Below are 17,805 nucleotides of genomic sequence, written 5' to 3' on the forward strand. Positions count from 1 at the left end.
AAGATGAGATTTCCCATTACGCAAGTAAGTAAGATCCCTCAAAGACGATGAGGTAGATAGGTTCGAGGTGGAAGTGTGGTGACACATGGAGCTGACGAATACTAATCGATCGAGGACTTAACCAAAAGTTTGAAACATTCAATGAACGTTTATCCAGTTTTGAGAGAACGAGTTCTTTCAACTGAATAAGTGAAGTGATGATGGCAAAGAGGTCACACCCGTTCCCATACCGAACACGGAAGTTAAGCTCTTTAGCGCCGATGGTAGTTGGGGGCTTCCCCCTGTGAGAGTAGGACGTCGCTTCGCTTATTTTTTATGTGGAGGATTAGCTCAGCTGGGAGAGCATCTGCCTTACAAGCAGAGGGTCGGCGGTTCGAGCCCGTCATCCTCCACCATTATTTATTTAATTATGAAAGTACTATTATCGCGGAGTGGAGCAGTGGTAGCTCGTCGGGCTCATAACCCGAAGGTCACAGGTTCAAATCCTGTCTCCGCAACCAAATAAAATTAAGGTCCCGTGGTGTAGCGGTTAACATGCCTGCCTGTCACGCAGGAGATCGCCGGTTCGATCCCGGTCGGGACCGTCTTTGTATTTATTTGCCGGTGTAGCTCAGTTGGTAGAGCAACTGACTTGTAATCAGTAGGTCGTGGGTTCGACTCCTATCGCCGGCACCATCCCTTGGAGGGGTAGCGAAGTGGCTAAACGCGGCGGACTGTAAATCCGCTCCTTAGGGTTCGGCGGTTCGAATCCGTCCCCCTCCACCAGCTCTTTATTCAATAGGGGCATAGTTCAACGGTAGAATAGAGGTCTCCAAAACCTTTGGTGTGGGTTCGATTCCTACTGCCCCTGCCAATTTTTTTAGGTTAGACTACTGTTATATTACATATGGCGGTTGTGGCGAAGTGGTTAACGCATCGGATTGTGGTTCCGACATTCGTGGGTTCGATTCCCATCAGTCGCCCCATAATAAAATATTGGGGTATAGCCAAGCGGTAAGGCAACGGATTTTGATTCCGTCATGCCTAGGTTCGAATCCTAGTACCCCAGCCATTTATTTCTTAATATGAGCCATTAGCTCAGTTGGTAGAGCATCTGACTTTTAATCAGAGGGTCGAAGGTTCGAGTCCTTCATGGCTCATCATATTTGCGGGTGTGGCGGAATTGGCAGACGCACTAGACTTAGGATCTAGCGCCGCAAGGCGTGGGGGTTCGACTCCCTTCACCCGCATCATCTATATTTCAAATTCATAATTGCCAGGATAAATAATCTTATGCACATGCGGAAGTAGTTCAGTGGTAGAACACCACCTTGCCAAGGTGGGGGTCGCGAGTTCGAACCTCGTCTTCCGCTCCAAATGTGCCGGGGTGGCGGAACTGGCAGACGCACAGGACTTAAAATCCTGCGGTAGGTGACTACCGTGCCGGTTCGATTCCGGCCCTCGGCACCATTTTTAATATTTAGCGCCCGTAGCTCAATTGGATAGAGCGTCTGACTACGGATCAGAAGGTTGTGGGTTCGACTCCTGCCGGGCGCGCCAATAAATGAACGGAATGTAGCTCAGCTTGGTAGAGCACTTGGTTTGGGACCAAGGGGTCGTAGGTTCGAATCCTGTCATTCCGACCATCTTTTTTTAAAATGGGGCCTTAGCTCAGCTGGGAGAGCGCCTGCCTTGCACGCAGGAGGTCAGCGGTTCGATCCCGCTAGGCTCCACCATAATTGTTTCATTCCGGAGGTATACCCAAGTCTGGCTGAAGGGATCGGTCTTGAAAACCGACAGGCGGGTAACACCGCGCGGGGGTTCGAATCCCTCTACCTCCTCCATTTTCCGGGTCAGTAGCTCAGTTGGTAGAGCATTAGATTGAAGCTCTAAGTGTCGGCGGTTCGATTCCGTCCTGACCCATCATTTTTGCGGGTGTAGTTTAATGGTAAAACCTCAGCCTTCCAAGCTGATGTCGTGAGTTCGATTCTCATCACCCGCTCCAAGAGGGGCCTATAGCTCAGCTGGTTAGAGCGCACGCCTGATAAGCGTGAGGTCGATGGTTCGAGTCCATTTAGGCCCATTATAAAAATATTCCGAAGTAGCTCAGTTGGTAGTAGCACCTGACTGTTAATCAGGTTGTCGCAGGTTCGAGTCCTGCCTTCGGAGCCACGGCCCCTTGGTCAAGCGGTTAAGACACCGCCCTTTCACGGCGGTAACACGGGTTCGAATCCCGTAGGGGTCATCAAGCATGTAGCAAATTGTTGCTACATGCTTTTTTGTATTATTAAGCATTTAATTATTGTCACTAAGGCATTAAGTATTGCGTAAATCATCTAACTTTTAACTTTCCGTTTTAAATTTGAACAAAGTATTTCATATATAAAAGATGTATGTTTTCTTACGGATTTTTTCGTGGTGAATTGTATCCTATTCATCTAATATGGGGATAGATGGAGGAAAACGATATGAATTTACAAGAGATACAACGTTTTTTAGCACTTTATCAATTGGAACAAAATGAGTCGGAACAATGGCTTACAAATAGATTACAGCAAGTTGCCACAGAGGGAGCATATATTCCTACAACGGAAGAGCTTACTTTTGGCGCAAGAGTAGCATGGCGTAATAGTAATAAATGTATTGGGAGATTATTTTGGCAATCACTTCATGTTGAGGATGCACGTGAGGTTTTAGATGAGCATGCTATTTTTGAGAAATTACTTCACCATATTCGATATGCAACAAATGGCGGTAAGATTCGTCCGACTATAACGGTATTTGCCTCTGATAGAGTGAAAATATGGAATCATCAGCTTATACGTTATGCAGGTTATGAAACAGAAGCAGGTATTATTGGTGATCCCCATTCGGTGCCATTTACAAAAGTGTGCGAGTCACTTGGCTGGCAGGGAGCAAAAACAGCATTTGATGTGCTACCACTCGTGATCCAGGTAGATGACCGTAAACCGCAATGGTTTCCAATCCCAAGTGGTGATGTATTAGAGGTTGCGATTCGTCACCCTGAACATCCTAAGGTAGGAGAACTAGGAATGAAGTGGTATGCGGTGCCAATTATATCGAGCATGCGCTTTCAAATGGCGGGTATTGACTTTCAGGCAGCCCCCTTTAATGGCTGGTATATGGGGACAGAAATTGGGGCACGGAATTTAGCTGATCATGACCGTTATGATATGTTACCGAAGATAGCTGAAATTTTTGATCTTGATACAACAAAGCAAGCATCTCTTTGGCGTGATCGTGCACTAGTAGAATTAAATATTGCTGTCCTTCATTCCTTTAAAGAAGATGGCGTAAGTATCGTTGATCATCATACCGCAGCACAGCAATTTAAGCTATTTGAAGAAGCAGAGCACAAGGCAGGGCGCGATTTAACTGGCAACTGGACTTGGTTGATTCCACCGTTATCGCCTGCAACGACACATATTTTTCATAAGCCGTATGTAAATGTCTATCATACACCTAATTATTTTTACCAAAAACCCCCATACTAATGATAAAGAGGCAGCTCATTGTAGAAAATGAACTGCCTCTTATTAATTGATATATTCATTTTTAGAAGCTCTAAATGAACAGAAGAAGAGTAGAGCTGTAACGGCAACAAATAGCCACCCAGCGATATCCCAGCCGCCAAATAAATCATGTAAATAGCCAAATAAAATTGGACCGACTGCGGCTAATAAATAACCTAATGATTGTGCAAAGCCAGATAAATCTGCCGCCTCAAAAGCCGTACGTGTACGTAATGTAAAGAACATCATGGCAAGTGCAAATGAAGCCCCACCTGCTAAACCAAGCAATATCATCCATAACACAGCAAGACTAGTCCATTCCATCACAACGCCTGTAAAACCGATGATATAAAATGCTGTAAACATTAAAACGAGTGGTCGCTGGGATGTCATTTTGCTAGCGATTATAGGCACAACTAATGCCATGGGCACTTGTGAGATTTGCATGATGGAAAACATCCAACCCGCACGATCTGCGGCTACGCCTTGTGCAATATAAATTTCAGGAATCCAAGCTGCAGTAGTATAAAATAATAACGATTGTAGCCCCATTGCCCCAGTAACTGCCCAAGTAACTGGTGATTTCCACAATGGTATACGCGCTTTTGTAGAGACTACAGTTGGTTCAGGCTTATTAAATTTTAATTGGGGTAGCCAAATCACAATTGTTAATATGACTAGCGCTAGAGCAATAGCAAGTGCACCTTGCCAGCCCAGCACTGCATTCGCTATAGGATAGCTAATACCAGCACCGATTCCCGCTGTTAAATTCATAGACATTGTAAAAAACGCCATTAGTAAACCAACATGGTATGGAAATTTTAATTTTAGTAGACCTGGAATAAGGACGTTACCAAATGAAATGGCGACACCGATAATCATTGTACCAAATACGAGTAATCCCGTTGTTCCAAATGAACGTAGGACAATGCCTCCAGCTAATAAAATTGTTGATAAAAATAGTGTTAATTCAAGTCCGAGTTTTCTTGCAACTACGGGTGCAAAAGGGGATACTATTGCGAATGCAAGTAATGGTATCGTTGTAAGAAAGCCTGCAAGTACATTGGATATACCGAGATCTTCACGTATAAAGGATATAATTGGCCCTACTACTGTTAAGGGCATACGTAATGTGGATGCTAGAAAAATTACACCGATGACTAACAGTAGGGTTGTTCCCTTCCAGTTAATCTTTTTGCTAGGATAAGTAGATTGTTCGTTCGTTGTCAAAACTAGTACCTCCCTGATAGAACAATTATAATTCGAACCACTATAACACTTTATCACACTATTAAAAATAGTAGAAAATTCATAAAATACGGAACATTAATCGTTTTATTGAAATGTCTAAGGTCGTATGTTAAACTAAGAGACATCATAAATTTAATAATTATATGCCTCATGTTTGTATTGAGGTAGAGGTCGCGGTATTTATGAGTACGCTAATGGAAATGACAAGCATTAAAGATGTTAGCTGAAAGGAAATATCGCCGAAGTGTGAGGGGACTTGAAAACCTCATGCTGGGGCTGTCTCCGAAAGGAACAGAACTGTCACGTTGGACAACGTGTTGCGCTATCATTTTGAAGAAACAGAGGATTTACTTAGCCATCACAACGTTCATGTGATGGCATTTTTTTGCCTCTTATAAAAGGAAGGAAGCTTTAACGTGAGTGAGATAAAAGTTAATCAGCTCGGCCATAAAGCACCGAAGCTGAAAAAAGAATTAAAAAGTCGTCATATTACGATGATTTCATTAGGCGGTACTATTGGGACTGGGCTATTTTTAGCAAGTGGTGGCGCTATTGCACAGGCTGGACCAGGTGGTGCACTACTTGCTTACGCATTAATCGGTATAATGGTGTACTTTTTAATGACTAGCTTGGGCGAAATGGCAGCTTATATGCCGTCATCGGGTTCATTTAGTACGTATGCAACAAAATTCGTAGATCCTGCTCTTGGCTTTGCCCTTGGTTGGAACTACTGGTATAACTGGGCGATTACAATTGCAGCAGAAATTTCAGCTGTTTCGCTTATTATGAAGTATTGGTTTCCTGATAGCTCCTCTGCACTATGGACAGTAGTATTTATTGTGATTGTACTAACATTCAATTTACTATCTGTTAGAAGCTATGGTGAAAGTGAATATTGGTTTGCCATGATAAAAGTGGCGACTGTTGTTGTTTTTATTATCGTCAGCCTATTGATGATTTTTGGTATTTTAGGAGGGCAAGCACCGGTTGGTTTCACGAATTTCTTTATAAGTGATGGTCCATTCCATGGTGGCTTCCTTGCAACATTCGGTATATTTTTAGCAGCTGGTTTCTCGTTCCAAGGAACAGAATTATTAGGTATCACTGCTGGCGAAACGGATGACCCTGGAAAGAATATTCCAAAGGCTGTAAAATCTGTCTTCTGGCGTATTATTTTATTTTACATTTTAGCGATTGCGGCGATTGGGATGTTGATTCCATTTACGGATTCGCGTTTATTATCTGAAGATATTGCGGTATCTCCATTTACATTAGTATTCGATCGCTTAGGCATTGCTTTTGCTGCCTCATTAATGAATGCTATTATTTTAACTGCAATGTTGTCTGCAGGTAACTCTGGTTTATATGCATCATCCCGCATGTTATGGCAATTAGCGGTTGATGGACATGCACCTAAAATTTTCACAAAATTAAGTCGTCGTGGCATTCCAATTTATGCATTACTGCTTACATTGGCAGTAGGCTGTCTAGCATTTTTAGCATCATTTTTTGGTGATGGCGTTGTCTATATGTGGCTTCTAAACGCTTCTGGGATGTCAGGCTTCATTGCATGGCTTGGTATTGCCTTTAGTCATTATCGCTTCCGTCGAGCGTTTGAAGCACAAGGGCTGGATCCGAAATTACTACCATACAAGGCAAAGCTATATCCATTTGGTCCGCTCTTTGCTTTCACCGTATGTATGATTGTTGTCATTGGTCAAAATTATACAGCATTCACGGGTGATTCAATCGACTGGTATGGCGTTCTTGTTTCATATATTGGTATCCCACTCTTTGTTATATTGTGGCTAGGCTATAAAATAAAACATAAAACAAAAATGATTCCACTACAAAAATGCGATTTAAAAGTGGAAAAATAATAATGAAAACTGTCCTAAATGTTAGGACAGTTTTTATTTTTGTTGCACACATCTATCGGACAATGAACCCCGCAGTAACGGATAATTGTCATAGCATTTTTCTATTATTTCAGCTTTATTTTATTAAGCAAATAGCGTTTCCCATAATAGGTAGATATTTAACGCTACGACGATGACAACGACACACCAGCCAAGAATTGTTGTGATACGGTGATTGACGAGGCTACCCATAATGTCCTTTTTACTTGTGAACATCACAAGCGGGATAAGCGCAAAGGCAATACCGAATGACAGGATTACTTGACTTAATACAAGCGCATAGGTTGCATTGACGCCAGAAGCAATAATGACCAATGGTGGAATCATTGTAATGGCTCTGCGCAAATAGAGAGGAATTCTACGCTGGATAAAGCCTTGCATGACAACATCTCCTGCTAGTGTACCGACAGAAGAACTTGCAAGCCCTGCAATAAGAAGACCAAGTCCGAAAGAAACGGCTGCCATAGGGCCAAGTGCATCTCGTAATCCATTATAGGCAATGTCTAAATCCTCAACTACTAATCCTTGCGTATGGAACACCGCTGCTGCAATAATCAGCATGCTCATATTAATCGCGCCGGCAATAATCATTGCAATTACAATATCGATAAACTCGAAACGGAAAATACGTCGTTTTTCATTGTCATTACGACCAATAACGCGATTTTGTGTTAAGGAAGAATGTAAATAGATTGCATGCGGCATAACAGTAGCTCCTAAAATACCTGTTGCAAGTAATAGGGAATCGACTCCATCGAAATGTGGTGTCAGCATTCCGAGTGTCACTTCACCCCAATTTGGTTGGGCTAAAAATGTCTGGAACGCAAATGCGAGCACTACAATTAGCACCATACCAGAAATACCAGCTTCAAAAGCTCTAAAACCTCTGCGTTGTAGCTCTAAAATGGCGAATGAGCCGACTGCCGTAATTAGTGCCGCTGGTAGCATTGGGATGTTAAATAATAAATATAGACCGAGGGCAGCACCGATAAACTCTGCAAGATCAGTTGCGATAATTACAAGTTCAGCCTGTATCCATAAAAATATAGAAGTTTTTTTAGAAAAGTTCTCTCTTGCTATTTCCGGCAAATTCTTTCCGGTTGCAATGCCAAGTTTTGCTGATAAAGATTGAATTAGTACAGCCATTAAATTGGAAAAGGCAATAACCCAAAGAAGTAAATAACCGTACTGCGAGCCAGCCGTAATATTTGTGGCAAAGTTACCGGGATCTATATAGGCAACTGCTGCAATAAATGCCGGACCTAGAAAGGGTAAAATCCGTTGCCAGCCTTTTATGTCGCCATCTAAAACAGCTTCGGCTGCCGACTTATTAATCGGTTTATAGGCCATGTTGTTCCCTCGTTTCAAAAAGTATCGTAAGTGAAATAAAGTTTCCTATAGGAAAATAATGATACTACTATTCTATAGCTAGAACTGAAAAATGTGAAGAAGTTTGCTTGTTTTTTTTATCATTGCCAAAAAACAATGGGAAATCACTGCTGAAGTGAGTTAAATCGCGGATAAAACCATGGAAATCAGCAAAAAACAATCCGAAACGTTTACCAGTAATGGGCTTCTACATATAAGGAAAAAATTTACAAAAACCGTATAATCTGTTCTTTACTTTTTATTAATACAGGCGTAATATGACATCATTATAAAAGTTTCAAATTTCTAAATCGCTGAAGCAACTAAACGCGGGGGACCCAATTTTGATGGATTGTCTCTACAATTCTTGGGGTGAATCTCTTTTACAAGAGTAGGGCTACTCAGGCCCGAATCCGACAGCTAACCTCGTAAGCGTTAAGAGCAGAAAAGTTGGAGCTTGTCAGACGTTACAACGTCTACAAGTCGTATTTGGTGATGACTTGTAGACGTTTTTTGTTGTCATTTGGCACCCAAAGCCCCAGTAGCTAGAAAGAGCGAGTATGCAAAGGTGTAATTGATTTAGAAAGGCGAAACACACTCTAAAAATCTAGAAGGTGTTAAAAATGAAATCCTCATTCAAACGTTATGTTATCGGTAAACCATTGAGATCCGATGCATTAGGGGAACAAAAGCTTAGTAAAACAAAGGCATTGGCTATATTATCATCTGATGCATTGTCATCAGTAGCATACGGACCAGAGCAAATTTTACTTGTGCTCATGACAGTAAGTACGGTTGCCTTTTGGTATTCGTTACCAATTGCAGCAGGCGTAGTGGTGCTACTTGTGGCACTCACGTTATCCTATCGACAAGTTATTTTCGCCTATCCACATGGTGGTGGAGCATATGTAGTGTCCCGCGAAAACTTAGGCGTTAATGCAGGTCTTGTAGCGGGTGGGTCATTACTCGTTGATTATATTTTAACGGTTGCAGTAAGTGTTTCTGCGGGGACAGATGCTATTACATCAGCATTCCCAAGTTTACATGCTTATAATGTACCGATTGCAGTGTTTTTTGTTATTTGCCTAACACTATTAAATTTACGTGGCGTTACAGAATCAGCATCCGTTTTAGCGTATCCCGTATATTTGTTCGTTGTTGTGATGTTAATGCTTATTGGGATAGGTATCTATAACGTCGCAACGGGGCAAGTTCCTGCTGAGTTGCATCCAAAAATCGGGACGCCAGTTGCGGGCATTAGTTTGTTTTTATTATTAAAGGCATTTGCTTCAGGAAGCTCGGCATTGACTGGCGTAGAAGCGATATCCAATGCTATTCCGAATTTTAAAAGCCCTGCACCAAATAATGCTGCGAAAACGCTATTAGCAATGGGGAGTATATTAGCCGTGCTGTTTATTGGTATCGTGGGCTTAGCCTATTTCTACGGAGTTGTACCAAACGCTCAGGCAACGGTTGTCTCACAAATTGCCGAAGCGAGTGTTGGACGCAATGTATTTTATTATATCGTGCAAGGTACGACAGCTATGATTTTAGTGCTTGCTGCCAATACGGGTTATTCAGCCTTCCCTTTACTCGCAGTCAATTTATCAAGAGACGGCTTTATACCAAGAATTTTTCAAATTCGTGGAGATCGCCTTGGCTATTCCAACGGGATTATGATGCTCGGATTAGCAGCGATTGTCCTTATTGTGTTGTTCGACGGTGCTACAGAGCATTTAATTCCTCTGTATGCAGTAGGTGTCTTTATACCATTTACATTAGCGCAGACTGGAATGATGCGAAAATGGTGGCGTGAAAAGCCAAATGGTTGGGTGATGAAATTCGTTATAAATACAATAGGTGCAGCCATTTCCTTTGTAGTGGCGATGATGTTCTTTGTTACAAAATTACCTCAAGTATGGCCAGTATTTATCTTTTTACCAATGATTATTTGGATGTTCCATCGCATTAAGCAACATTACAATGCAGTCGGAGAGCAACTACGACTAAATGGAGAAGCATTGCCGATAGTAGATGGAAATGTTTTTATTGTACCGGTAGCGGGGATTACGAAAGTGGTAGAAAATTCACTGCATTATGTGCAATCGTTGAATGTAGAAAAAATTATAGCCTTTTATGTAGCATTTGATCAGGCTGATGCCAAAGCTTTTGAAGAGAAGTGGAAGGCATGGCAACCAGATATACGTCTCGTTACGTACTATTCGCCATATCGAAGCATTACGCAACCTTTAAAAAAATTTATTGATAAGGTAGAACACCAATATGCGAAAACGGGCTATCAAGTAACTGTGGTTATTCCACAGTTTTTACCGAAGAAAGGTTGGCATCATATGCTACACAATCAATCGAGTCTATTAATTCGTACATCGCTGTTATTTCACAAAAATGTCGTCATTATGACAGTGCCTTTCCATTTATCTAAATAATGACTAGCAAGGTCGAAAATAGTCTGATATAATCAGAGCATTGATTGCAAAACACGAACGTTTACCATGAAATAATGTGTAAATACCATTAAATTCCGAAAATTTAAACTTTTTTCAGTGGTAGATATAAGCATCTGCCGAAAGAAGATATGCATCTGCTTATTATGCATATTCATATTGAAATTATAAAAATGGATATTTATAATAAGAAAGTTCAACCAGCTTAATACTGTTTCACTCATATAATAGCGAGAATATGGCTCGTAAGTTTCTACCGATTTACCGTAAATGAATCGACTATGGGTAGCATTGCTTTAGAAAAACTCATACTAGCGATGATGTTTTCTATTAGTTTCGACGTTTTTGCGCTGAATGCCTTGCTCCACTCGTAGATGAATGGAATCAAAGTATTCAGCGTTTTTATTATTTTATGAAAGAAGGAAAAGCAGCAATGAAGTTATTACATGACAAAATTATGCAAGAAGGTAAAGTTCTATCTTCGTCTGTATTAAAAGTTGATTCTTTTTTAAATCATCAAATCGATCCACAGCTTATGAAAGAAATTGGGCACGAGTTTGCAAATCGCTTCTCTGATGAAATTATTACAAAAGTGCTAACAATTGAATCTTCAGGAATTGCACCTTCTGTAATGTTAGGTCTTGAAATCGGTGCACCGGTAGTATTTGCCCGTAAACGTAAATCTTTAACATTATCAGACAATCTCTATTCGTCAAAAGTACATTCTTTCACAAAAAACGAAACGAATGATATTTCAGTATCTTGTAATTTTTTAAGTGAAGATGACAATGTTTTAATTGTTGACGATTTCTTAGCAAATGGTGAAGCGGTAAAAGGCTTACTAGATATTGCAACGCAAGCAGGGGCTCATGTTGTCGGTGTCGGCATCGTGATTGAAAAAGGCTTCCAAGACGGTGGTAAATTATTACGTGAGCAAGGTGTTCGCGTTGAATCATTAGCAATTGTGGATTCTTTAGAAGACGGCAAAGTAACATTTGCAACGGAGGATCGCGCGTAATGAATGCCTTTAAGTCAACGACGCTAGCTATTCAACATTTACTTGCGATGTATGCAGGTGCGATTTTAGTTCCGCTTATTATTGGTGACGCTTTAGGTTTTGATTCAAAGCAAATGACTTATTTAGTAGCGATTGACATTATGATGTGTGGGATCGCAACATTACTTCAAGTGTATTCAGGTAAATTTATCGGTATTGGTTTACCAGTAGTTCTAGGATGTACCTTTACAGCAGTAAGTCCAATTATTGCAATTGGGACAAACCCTGAACAAGGCATTACAGATATTTATGGCTCGATTATTGCATCAGGTTTAATCGTTATGGTCATTGCAGGCTTTTTCGGTAAGCTTGTAAAATTTTTCCCACCAGTTGTAACAGGTTCTGTTGTTTCTATTATTGGTATTTCCTTATTACCAGTTGCATTGAACAATATGGCGGGTGGACAAGGTGCAGAAGACTTTGCATCGGGTTCTAATGTTGCTTTAGCATTTATTACATTAGTAATTATTTTAGTCGTTTATCGTTTTACTACAGGCTTTGTGCGTGCGATTTCAATTTTAATTGGCTTAGTTGTCGGTACAGTGCTCGGCGCATTTATGGGCAAAGTGGATTTCAGTCCGGTGTCAGATGCGGGTGTATTCCATATGGTTCAACCATTCTATTTCGGAATGCCAACGTTTGATGCGACAGCGATTTTAACGATGACGCTTGTCGGGATGGTTTCTTTAGTAGAATCTTCAGGTGTCTATTTTGCACTGAGCGATATTTGCAATAAAAAACTAGATTCAAAAGATTTAGCACGTGGTTATCGTTCAGAAGGTCTTGCTTCTGTTATTGGTGGTATTTTCAATGCCTTCCCATATACTACATTCTCTCAAAACGTAGGACTTACGCGTATGTCTGGCGTAAAAGATCGCAAAGTCATCTACCTTACAGGTGCCTTCCTTGTATTACTTGGCTTCTTACCAAAAATCGCAGCACTAACAACAATTATCCCAATACCAGTACTTGGTGCGGCAATGTTGGCAATGTTCGGTATGGTAATAACTCAAGGTATGGGCATGCTTGTACCTGTTATGAACGAATCAGCGGAAAACGCCATGATTGCAGCGATTGCAGTAAGTTTAGGTGTCGGTGTATCAGTAGTTCCTGGTATTTTCGATGAACTGCCAGAAAAAGTTTCTATTTTAACTTCAAATGGTATCGTCTGTGGTTCAGTCACAGCGATTATTCTTAATATTTTATTTAACATGATTGGGCCGAAGCGTAAAAATGACCCAATGCATGGGGAAATTTAAATCAAACAATGCCACTTCCTGATAAAAGGAGGTGGCATTGTTTGATGAGAAAAAGAAACAAGACAAGGGAAATGAAACAAGCGTCAAACTTCTGTTCAATTTCCCTTGTCTTGTCAATGAAATGGATCGCTACTTTGTTAGCTTGATTTTGTTTTCACCGCTATGTTGTCAATTTGGTTGTGGTGTCGTCCAATTGGCACGATGGATGGCGAGTTCGAAACGGGGTCTTCGATTACCATACAGTTGAGTGCGAATATATCTTTAATCAATGAATTTGTAATAATGTCAGATGGCGGTCCTTCTGCTACGAGCTTCCCTTCATGTAGGGCAAAAATATAATCTGCATAACGTGCTGATAAGTTAATGTCGTGTAACACCATGATAATCGTTGTGCCATATTTACGATTTAAATCTGTCAGTAAATCTAAAATTTCTACTTGGTACGTAATATCTAAGTACGTTGTTGGCTCATCTAAAAATAAAATATCTGTTTGCTGCGCTAATGCCATGGCAATCCATACGCGCTGTCTTTGCCCGCCTGATAATTCATCAATATGGCAATCAGCAAATTCTGTAATGTTCATCATTTCCATCGCTTCTGCGACAGCCTCATAATCTTTTTTAGACCAACCTTTTAAAAAGCTATGATGGGGGAAGCGCCCTCTACCAACTAAATCCGCAACTGTTATTCCTTCTGGAACGATAGGACTTTGTGGTAACAAGCCTAGTATTTTTGCAAGTTGCTTCGGTGGCATTTTTTGAATAGCTTGCCCATCTAACGTTACTTGCCCTGAAGTCGGCGTAATGAGTCGTGCCATTGTTTTTAGTAGCGTAGATTTTCCACAACCGTTTGCTCCGATAATTATGCTCATTTTATTGCTAGGAATCGTTACACTAACGTCTTGTAAAATCGTTTTATTGTCGTAACCAGCAGTAATTTGTTCCGCTCGAAATGTATGTGTTGGCTTCATATTATAAATCTCCTTTTCGATTGATACGAATTAGTAAATAAATTAAATACGGTGCACCAATAATCCCCGTAATTACGCCAACAGGATATCTGGTATCGAATGCAAACTGACCGATTAAATCTGCGGCCAATACTAAAATAACGCCAATTAAGCCTGCAGGCACGATATTTGAAAAGCCTACACCAACAATCTTTTTGGCAATAGGACCTGCTAGAAATGCAACAAAGGCAATCGGTCCGGCAGCTGCTGTAGCTAACGCAATCATTAAAACCGAGCTAAGCAATAGCACCAACCTCGTTTTGTTTGGAGCAACACCGAGTGATGTCGCTGCTAGTTCGCCAAGCTCTAATATTTCTAATCGACTAGCCAAAAAAAGAACAATGGGGGTGCAAATTAAAACAGCTATTATTAATGGATAGAGGTTTTCCATTTTCGCTCCATTCAAACTGCCACTTAACCAACGCATAGCAGAAGGTAGGTCATGCGTATTACCAATAACCATTAAATAAGAAATAAACGCATTTAACATTGCTTGAATACCGATGCCGATTAAAATTAATCGACCAATTGAAAAAGAGCTACCTTTAGATAAAATAAAAATAACGATAGCAGTTAAAAGACCGCCAACTACTGAGGCAATCGAGACAAGTGCATTACTCGCATGTAGGACAATAATACAAAAAACAGCAGCAGCACTTGACCCAGCAGTGATGCCAATTACATTTGGATTGGCTAATGGATTGCGCAACATTGTTTGGAAAATGTAGCCACCAGCACCAAATGCAAAGCCAGCAAATAGTCCGACGATCATTCGGGGTAATCTGATTGTGCCGATTGCAAAGGAAGCGCCTTTGACATCCTCACCTAAAAGTACGCTGACAACATCTTTTACCGGATAAAAGGTATTGCCAAGCATGAGCATCAAACCCATAAGTACAATTGAAATAACTGCTAGCAAACATGTCATAAGTAGGAAACGACGTTTTCGTTTCATTCTTGAATTATAAATAGACATCATTGTTTCATTCATCATAATGCACGCATTTTCGCTTTCATTGTAATAAAAATTAATAGGGGAGCGCCAATGAAGGCAGTTACAATACCTACTTCAAGCTCGCTCGGACTCCCTAATAGTCTTCCACACACATCAGCAATGGTTAAAATAATTGCCCCAGCAAATGCTGAAAGTGGAATAACATAGCGCACGTCTGGGCCAATAATTAATCGAATTAAATGCGTCGCTAACAAACCGATAAACCCAATCGGTCCAGCTAATGCTGTTGCCACACCACACAATAACACACCGCCAAATGAAGCGAGCAGGCGAATTGTCCCCGTTTTAACACCTAAGCCAGTCGCTACATCATCTCCTAATGCTAGTGCATTCAATGCCGGCGCAGAAAAGATTGCAATACAAAATCCAACTATTAAAAATGGGATAAACAGTGAGATATGATCCCAGCTACCAGAACCTACACTACCAACTTGCCAAAATCTAAATTGGTCCATCACTTTCGTACGTGGAATCATAACGGCCACAACGAGTGAAGACAGTATGGCACTTGTAGCAGCGCCGGCTAAGACGAGCTTGATTGGTGTTGCGCCGCCACTCCCGATTGAACCAACAGTAAAGACAAAAATAGCGGTAAGCATTGCCCCTGCGATGGCCAGCCAAATATATTGATTCGCGGAACTAATATTAAAAAAGGCAATCCCACAAACAACAAATAAGGATGCCCCTGTATTTACACCTAGTATACTTGGGTCCGCAATTGGATTACGCGTTACAGACTGCATTAATGCACCCGATACACCTAAAGCGGCACCACACATAAAACAAAAAATTGTTCGAACAACTCTTTGTCGAACAACACTTGCCTCATGAGAAGCGACTTCTGAATGGAATAGACCATCCAGAAGTTGCGTCCAAGTAATCATCCGAGAACCAAATATAAGCGATGCCATCACACTTAGACAAAGCAATATGGCGAGCAAAATAATCAGCTTGCCGAAGTTACGTGGCATCCATACATGCTTATTTTCTGAAACGGAAGTATTCATCATATTATTTCAGCTTTTTCGCAACATCAGAGATTAATGCTAAGTACTCGTCAATTGTATATTGAATGGATAATGGGTTTGGATTACCTGCGGCAGCTAATGGCGTATTATCAGTAATGACAATGACTGAACCATTTTGGATTGCTGGCACTTTTCCTAAAATAGGGTCAGCTTGAAGTGCAGCTAAAGTTTTATCATCTCCATATGTAATAAAAATTTCTGCATCCTTTAAAGCATCTGCATTTTCAGCACTTAACTCAATATAGAAGCTAGAGTCATCTTTTACTTGCTCTTTAATACTTGGTGGATATTCCATACCTAATTCCTCTAAAAATTCACCACGAGGATCTGCAGGCGTATAAATATAAAACTTAGATAAATCAGTTGCATTGAACGAAGCAAATACAGCTTTTTTACCTTTTAATTCTGGTAATTCATTTGCCTTATCAGCAATTAACTTCTCTGTATCAGCAATCAATTGTTTGCCTTCCTTTTCCATACCCATACCTTTTGCATTGTATAGGATTTGGTCGCGCCATGAAATAACCCATGGAATTTCTGGGTACGCCACAACTGGTGCAATTTGACTTAATGTATCGTAGTCTTCTTGTGTAATACCTGAATAGGCAGCTAAGATTACATCTGGATTTGAATCAGCAATTGCCTCAAAATCTAAACCATCCGTATCTTGATAAATATTAGGATTTTCTTCACCTAACTCTTTTAACTTGTCAGCTGTCCATGGCAGCATACCACTATCATCCTGTACGCCGTAGTTTGCAGCAGAGAAGCCCACTGGCACAACACCAAGTGCTAATGCGACATCATGGTTTGCCCAAGCAATCGTTGCAACGCGTTCAGGTTTTTTATCGATTACAGTTTCTCCCAAAGCGTGCTTAATAACGATTGGATATTGTGTATCACTAGCATCGGATTCTGGTTTTGAATCACTAGATGCAGCACCGGACTCTTTTTCTGCACATCCAGCTAAAGCTAAAGAAAAAATAGCTATAAATAACATTGTAAATAATGAAAAGTAACGCTTTGAATTCATATTAGAATGACACTCCTATTAACAAAATAATTGATAATGATTATCACTATCGATTGTAGTATATAACCAATACATATATATTTCAATAGAATATTTTTTAAATTAAAAATTGCGAAGTCTAAACATTTTATCTTTTCTCTTCATTAATCTGCAATATAGTTAAATAATGAATATTCTGATTTTATGCGGAATCGGTTGTTGGAAATGATACTATGAAGAAGGAAGAGGAAGTTCAATTTGAAAAAGGGGGGCTTTCATGTCAGAACAAGAACGAGAAAATTTAAAAGCAAAAGAACAGCGAAAAAACCCTGGAGGTGCTTTGAACAGTGCATCTGCACAAGTGCATACAGGTTCACCTAGCAAAGGGTGTTTAGTTAATATTGGTTCAAATTGTCATGATAATCGTTATTATTTTGTTGGTAAAAGCATGTGCAAATTAAAGTTTTTAACTTATAAAAAGGGACGCTATCCTTTAGTTTGGATAGTGTATTTTTTTCTAGGATAGCATGATTTAGTTGTTGCATATTCTCTTCTGCATCTACATTTTTAGCTCCCTTCGCAAGTAGTAGGTGAAACACTTCCTCTCCTAAATTGATCAGATAGGAGGCTAGTTCATCTTCTGTTTTCAATCTAAATCTCCCTTTAAGGAACAGAGGAAAGGTGTTCATAAATTTTTACTATATGGAGAACTTAGCTAATCTTGCTTTTGCAATAAATAAAAATTTAGAAGGGTTCACTAGTTGTTGGTAGCGGAGGCGGTGACCATAGCCGTGTACTTTAGAAAAAATAATGAAGTTCTAATTGATAATTTTTCAATAGCTTAATGTTGTATAGGATTGTTTTTGGAAGTTATAATTATGGTGTTTAGATATGGGCATAACAAAATAA

General features: G+C 40.3%; 12 protein-coding genes, 21 tRNA genes, 2 rRNA genes and 3 riboswitches. Of the genes, 29 read left to right on the plus strand and 6 right to left on the minus strand.

The genetic code is table 11. The features are described from left to right. The 24 genes from C9J37_RS25490 to C9J37_RS25605 all read left to right on the plus strand — a co-directional run. Positions 1-125: ribosomal RNA gene (locus C9J37_RS25490) — 23S ribosomal RNA — on the plus strand; the annotation flags it as partial. 65 nt (positions 126-190) lie between these two features. Then, positions 191-306: ribosomal RNA gene (rrf, locus tag C9J37_RS25495) — 5S ribosomal RNA — on the plus strand. A gap of 13 nt (positions 307-319) precedes the next feature. Further along, a tRNA-Val gene (locus tag C9J37_RS25500) sits at positions 320-395 on the plus strand. A gap of 30 nt (positions 396-425) precedes the next feature. Beyond that, positions 426-500, plus strand: a tRNA-Met gene (locus C9J37_RS25505). Positions 501-511: 11 nt separating this feature from the next. Then, positions 512-584, plus strand: a tRNA-Asp gene (locus C9J37_RS25510). A 15-nt stretch (positions 585-599) separates the two neighbouring features. Then, positions 600-675, plus strand: a tRNA-Thr gene (locus tag C9J37_RS25515). Between the two features lie 6 nt (positions 676-681). Further along, positions 682-765: transfer RNA gene (locus C9J37_RS25520), tRNA-Tyr, on the plus strand. 14 nt (positions 766-779) lie between these two features. Then, positions 780-853 (plus strand) — tRNA-Trp (locus C9J37_RS25525). 36 nt (positions 854-889) lie between these two features. Next, positions 890-965, plus strand: a tRNA-His gene (locus C9J37_RS25530). Positions 966-976: 11 nt separating this feature from the next. Then, positions 977-1,051 (plus strand) — tRNA-Gln (locus C9J37_RS25535). Positions 1,052-1,066: 15 nt separating this feature from the next. After that, a tRNA-Lys gene (locus C9J37_RS25540) sits at positions 1,067-1,139 on the plus strand. A gap of 8 nt (positions 1,140-1,147) precedes the next feature. After that, a tRNA-Leu gene (locus C9J37_RS25545) sits at positions 1,148-1,229 on the plus strand. 51 nt (positions 1,230-1,280) lie between these two features. Further along, positions 1,281-1,355: transfer RNA gene (locus C9J37_RS25550), tRNA-Gly, on the plus strand. Between the two features lie 5 nt (positions 1,356-1,360). Beyond that, positions 1,361-1,449: transfer RNA gene (locus C9J37_RS25555), tRNA-Leu, on the plus strand. A gap of 13 nt (positions 1,450-1,462) precedes the next feature. After that, a tRNA-Arg gene (locus C9J37_RS25560) sits at positions 1,463-1,539 on the plus strand. A 9-nt stretch (positions 1,540-1,548) separates the two neighbouring features. After that, positions 1,549-1,625: transfer RNA gene (locus tag C9J37_RS25565), tRNA-Pro, on the plus strand. A 14-nt stretch (positions 1,626-1,639) separates the two neighbouring features. Continuing rightward, positions 1,640-1,715 (plus strand) — tRNA-Ala (locus C9J37_RS25570). A gap of 15 nt (positions 1,716-1,730) precedes the next feature. After that, positions 1,731-1,823, plus strand: a tRNA-Ser gene (locus C9J37_RS25575). A 6-nt stretch (positions 1,824-1,829) separates the two neighbouring features. Continuing rightward, a tRNA-Phe gene (locus C9J37_RS25580) sits at positions 1,830-1,902 on the plus strand. Positions 1,903-1,910: 8 nt separating this feature from the next. Continuing rightward, positions 1,911-1,984 (plus strand) — tRNA-Gly (locus tag C9J37_RS25585). 4 nt (positions 1,985-1,988) lie between these two features. Then, a tRNA-Ile gene (locus C9J37_RS25590) sits at positions 1,989-2,062 on the plus strand. 12 nt (positions 2,063-2,074) lie between these two features. Beyond that, positions 2,075-2,151, plus strand: a tRNA-Asn gene (locus tag C9J37_RS25595). 1 nt (position 2,152) lies between these two features. Then, a tRNA-Glu gene (locus tag C9J37_RS25600) sits at positions 2,153-2,224 on the plus strand. Positions 2,225-2,447: 223 nt separating this feature from the next. After that, positions 2,448-3,494, plus strand: a complete 1,047-nt coding sequence (locus C9J37_RS25605; protein ID WP_107897651.1) for a nitric oxide synthase oxygenase — start codon at positions 2,448-2,450, stop codon at positions 3,492-3,494. 42 nt (positions 3,495-3,536) lie between these two features. On the opposite strand, the gene C9J37_RS25610 is transcribed toward C9J37_RS25605, so the two are convergent. Continuing rightward, positions 3,537-4,742, minus strand: a complete 1,206-nt coding sequence (locus tag C9J37_RS25610) for a CynX/NimT family MFS transporter (RefSeq protein WP_107897652.1) — start codon at positions 4,740-4,742, stop codon at positions 3,537-3,539. 178 nt (positions 4,743-4,920) lie between these two features. Continuing rightward, a riboswitch (Lysine riboswitch) is annotated at positions 4,921-5,096 on the plus strand. An 83-nt stretch (positions 5,097-5,179) separates the two neighbouring features. On the opposite strand from C9J37_RS25610, the gene C9J37_RS25615 reads away from it, so the two are divergent. Beyond that, complete coding sequence (locus C9J37_RS25615; protein WP_107897653.1) at positions 5,180-6,643, plus strand: amino acid permease; 1,464 nt, start codon at positions 5,180-5,182, stop codon at positions 6,641-6,643. Between the two features lie 123 nt (positions 6,644-6,766). On the opposite strand, the gene C9J37_RS25620 is transcribed toward C9J37_RS25615, so the two are convergent. Continuing rightward, complete coding sequence (locus C9J37_RS25620) at positions 6,767-8,032, minus strand: Nramp family divalent metal transporter (protein ID WP_025218391.1); 1,266 nt, start codon at positions 8,030-8,032, stop codon at positions 6,767-6,769. Between the two features lie 320 nt (positions 8,033-8,352). Further along, positions 8,353-8,499: riboswitch (cyclic di-AMP (ydaO/yuaA leader) on the plus strand. A 174-nt stretch (positions 8,500-8,673) separates the two neighbouring features. Between C9J37_RS25620 and C9J37_RS25625 the strand changes: the two genes are divergently transcribed. From C9J37_RS25625 to C9J37_RS25635, 3 genes are all read left to right on the plus strand, one after another. Further along, a complete protein-coding gene (locus C9J37_RS25625) occupies positions 8,674-10,497 on the plus strand; it encodes a potassium transporter KimA (protein ID WP_024360833.1) in 1,824 nt (607 codons plus the stop codon). Positions 10,498-10,715: 218 nt separating this feature from the next. After that, positions 10,716-10,817, plus strand: a riboswitch (purine riboswitch). Between the two features lie 131 nt (positions 10,818-10,948). Next, positions 10,949-11,533 (plus strand): xanthine phosphoribosyltransferase, encoded by a 585-nt coding sequence (locus tag C9J37_RS25630; protein ID WP_107897654.1) that lies wholly within the window; start codon positions 10,949-10,951, stop codon positions 11,531-11,533. Continuing rightward, positions 11,533-12,831: a nucleobase:cation symporter-2 family protein gene (locus C9J37_RS25635; protein WP_107897655.1), complete on the plus strand. Its 1,299-nt coding sequence runs from the start codon at positions 11,533-11,535 to the stop codon at positions 12,829-12,831. Before C9J37_RS25630 ends, C9J37_RS25635 begins: the two co-directional genes overlap by 1 nt. 137 nt (positions 12,832-12,968) lie before the next feature. On the opposite strand, the gene C9J37_RS25640 is transcribed toward C9J37_RS25635, so the two are convergent. The 4 genes from C9J37_RS25640 to C9J37_RS25655 are packed head-to-tail and all read right to left on the minus strand — an operon-like array spanning position 12,969 to position 16,917. Next, on the minus strand, positions 12,969-13,802 hold the full coding sequence (locus C9J37_RS25640; protein ID WP_107897656.1) for an ABC transporter ATP-binding protein: 834 nt from the start codon (positions 13,800-13,802) through the stop codon (positions 12,969-12,971). A 1-nt stretch (position 13,803) separates the two neighbouring features. Continuing rightward, positions 13,804-14,835, minus strand: coding sequence for a FecCD family ABC transporter permease (locus tag C9J37_RS25645; protein WP_107897657.1), 1,032 nt, complete (start codon positions 14,833-14,835; stop codon positions 13,804-13,806). Next, positions 14,832-15,866, minus strand: a complete 1,035-nt coding sequence (locus C9J37_RS25650) for a FecCD family ABC transporter permease (RefSeq protein WP_201262217.1) — start codon at positions 15,864-15,866, stop codon at positions 14,832-14,834. The genes C9J37_RS25645 and C9J37_RS25650 overlap by 4 nt, the downstream gene beginning before the upstream one ends. Before the next feature lies 1 nt (position 15,867). Further along, positions 15,868-16,917 carry an iron-siderophore ABC transporter substrate-binding protein gene (locus C9J37_RS25655; protein ID WP_107897658.1) on the minus strand — a complete coding sequence of 350 codons (1,050 nt, stop codon included), beginning with the start codon at positions 16,915-16,917 and terminating at the stop codon, positions 15,868-15,870. Between the two features lie 256 nt (positions 16,918-17,173). On the opposite strand from C9J37_RS25655, the gene C9J37_RS28595 reads away from it, so the two are divergent. Beyond that, entirely contained in the window at positions 17,174-17,422 is a 249-nt protein-coding gene (locus tag C9J37_RS28595; RefSeq protein WP_167397433.1) for a hypothetical protein, read from the plus strand. Positions 17,423-17,805 lie beyond the last annotated feature (383 nt).

The organism is Lysinibacillus mangiferihumi (assembly GCF_003049665.1).
Lineage (GTDB): Bacteria > Bacillota > Bacilli > Bacillales_A > Planococcaceae > Lysinibacillus > Lysinibacillus mangiferihumi.

Excerpts from the sequence above, each read along its gene's own strand:
- C9J37_RS25605 (WP_107897651.1), top strand. The coding sequence starts at position 2,448 with ATGAATTTACAAGAGATACAACGTTTTTTAGCACTTTATCAATTGGAA.
- C9J37_RS25620 (WP_025218391.1), bottom strand. The coding sequence starts at position 8,032 with ATGGCCTATAAACCGATTAATAAGTCGGCAGCCGAAGCTGTTTTAGAT.
- C9J37_RS25625 (WP_024360833.1), top strand. The coding sequence starts at position 8,674 with ATGAAATCCTCATTCAAACGTTATGTTATCGGTAAACCATTGAGATCC.
- C9J37_RS25630 (WP_107897654.1), top strand. The coding sequence starts at position 10,949 with ATGAAGTTATTACATGACAAAATTATGCAAGAAGGTAAAGTTCTATCT.
- C9J37_RS25635 (WP_107897655.1), top strand. The coding sequence starts at position 11,533 with ATGAATGCCTTTAAGTCAACGACGCTAGCTATTCAACATTTACTTGCG.
- C9J37_RS25640 (WP_107897656.1), bottom strand. The coding sequence starts at position 13,802 with ATGAAGCCAACACATACATTTCGAGCGGAACAAATTACTGCTGGTTAC.
- C9J37_RS25645 (WP_107897657.1), bottom strand. The coding sequence starts at position 14,835 with ATGATGAATGAAACAATGATGTCTATTTATAATTCAAGAATGAAACGA.
- C9J37_RS25650 (WP_201262217.1), bottom strand. The coding sequence starts at position 15,866 with ATGATGAATACTTCCGTTTCAGAAAATAAGCATGTATGGATGCCACGT.
- C9J37_RS25655 (WP_107897658.1), bottom strand. The coding sequence starts at position 16,917 with ATGAATTCAAAGCGTTACTTTTCATTATTTACAATGTTATTTATAGCT.
- C9J37_RS28595 (WP_167397433.1), top strand. The coding sequence starts at position 17,174 with ATGTCAGAACAAGAACGAGAAAATTTAAAAGCAAAAGAACAGCGAAAA.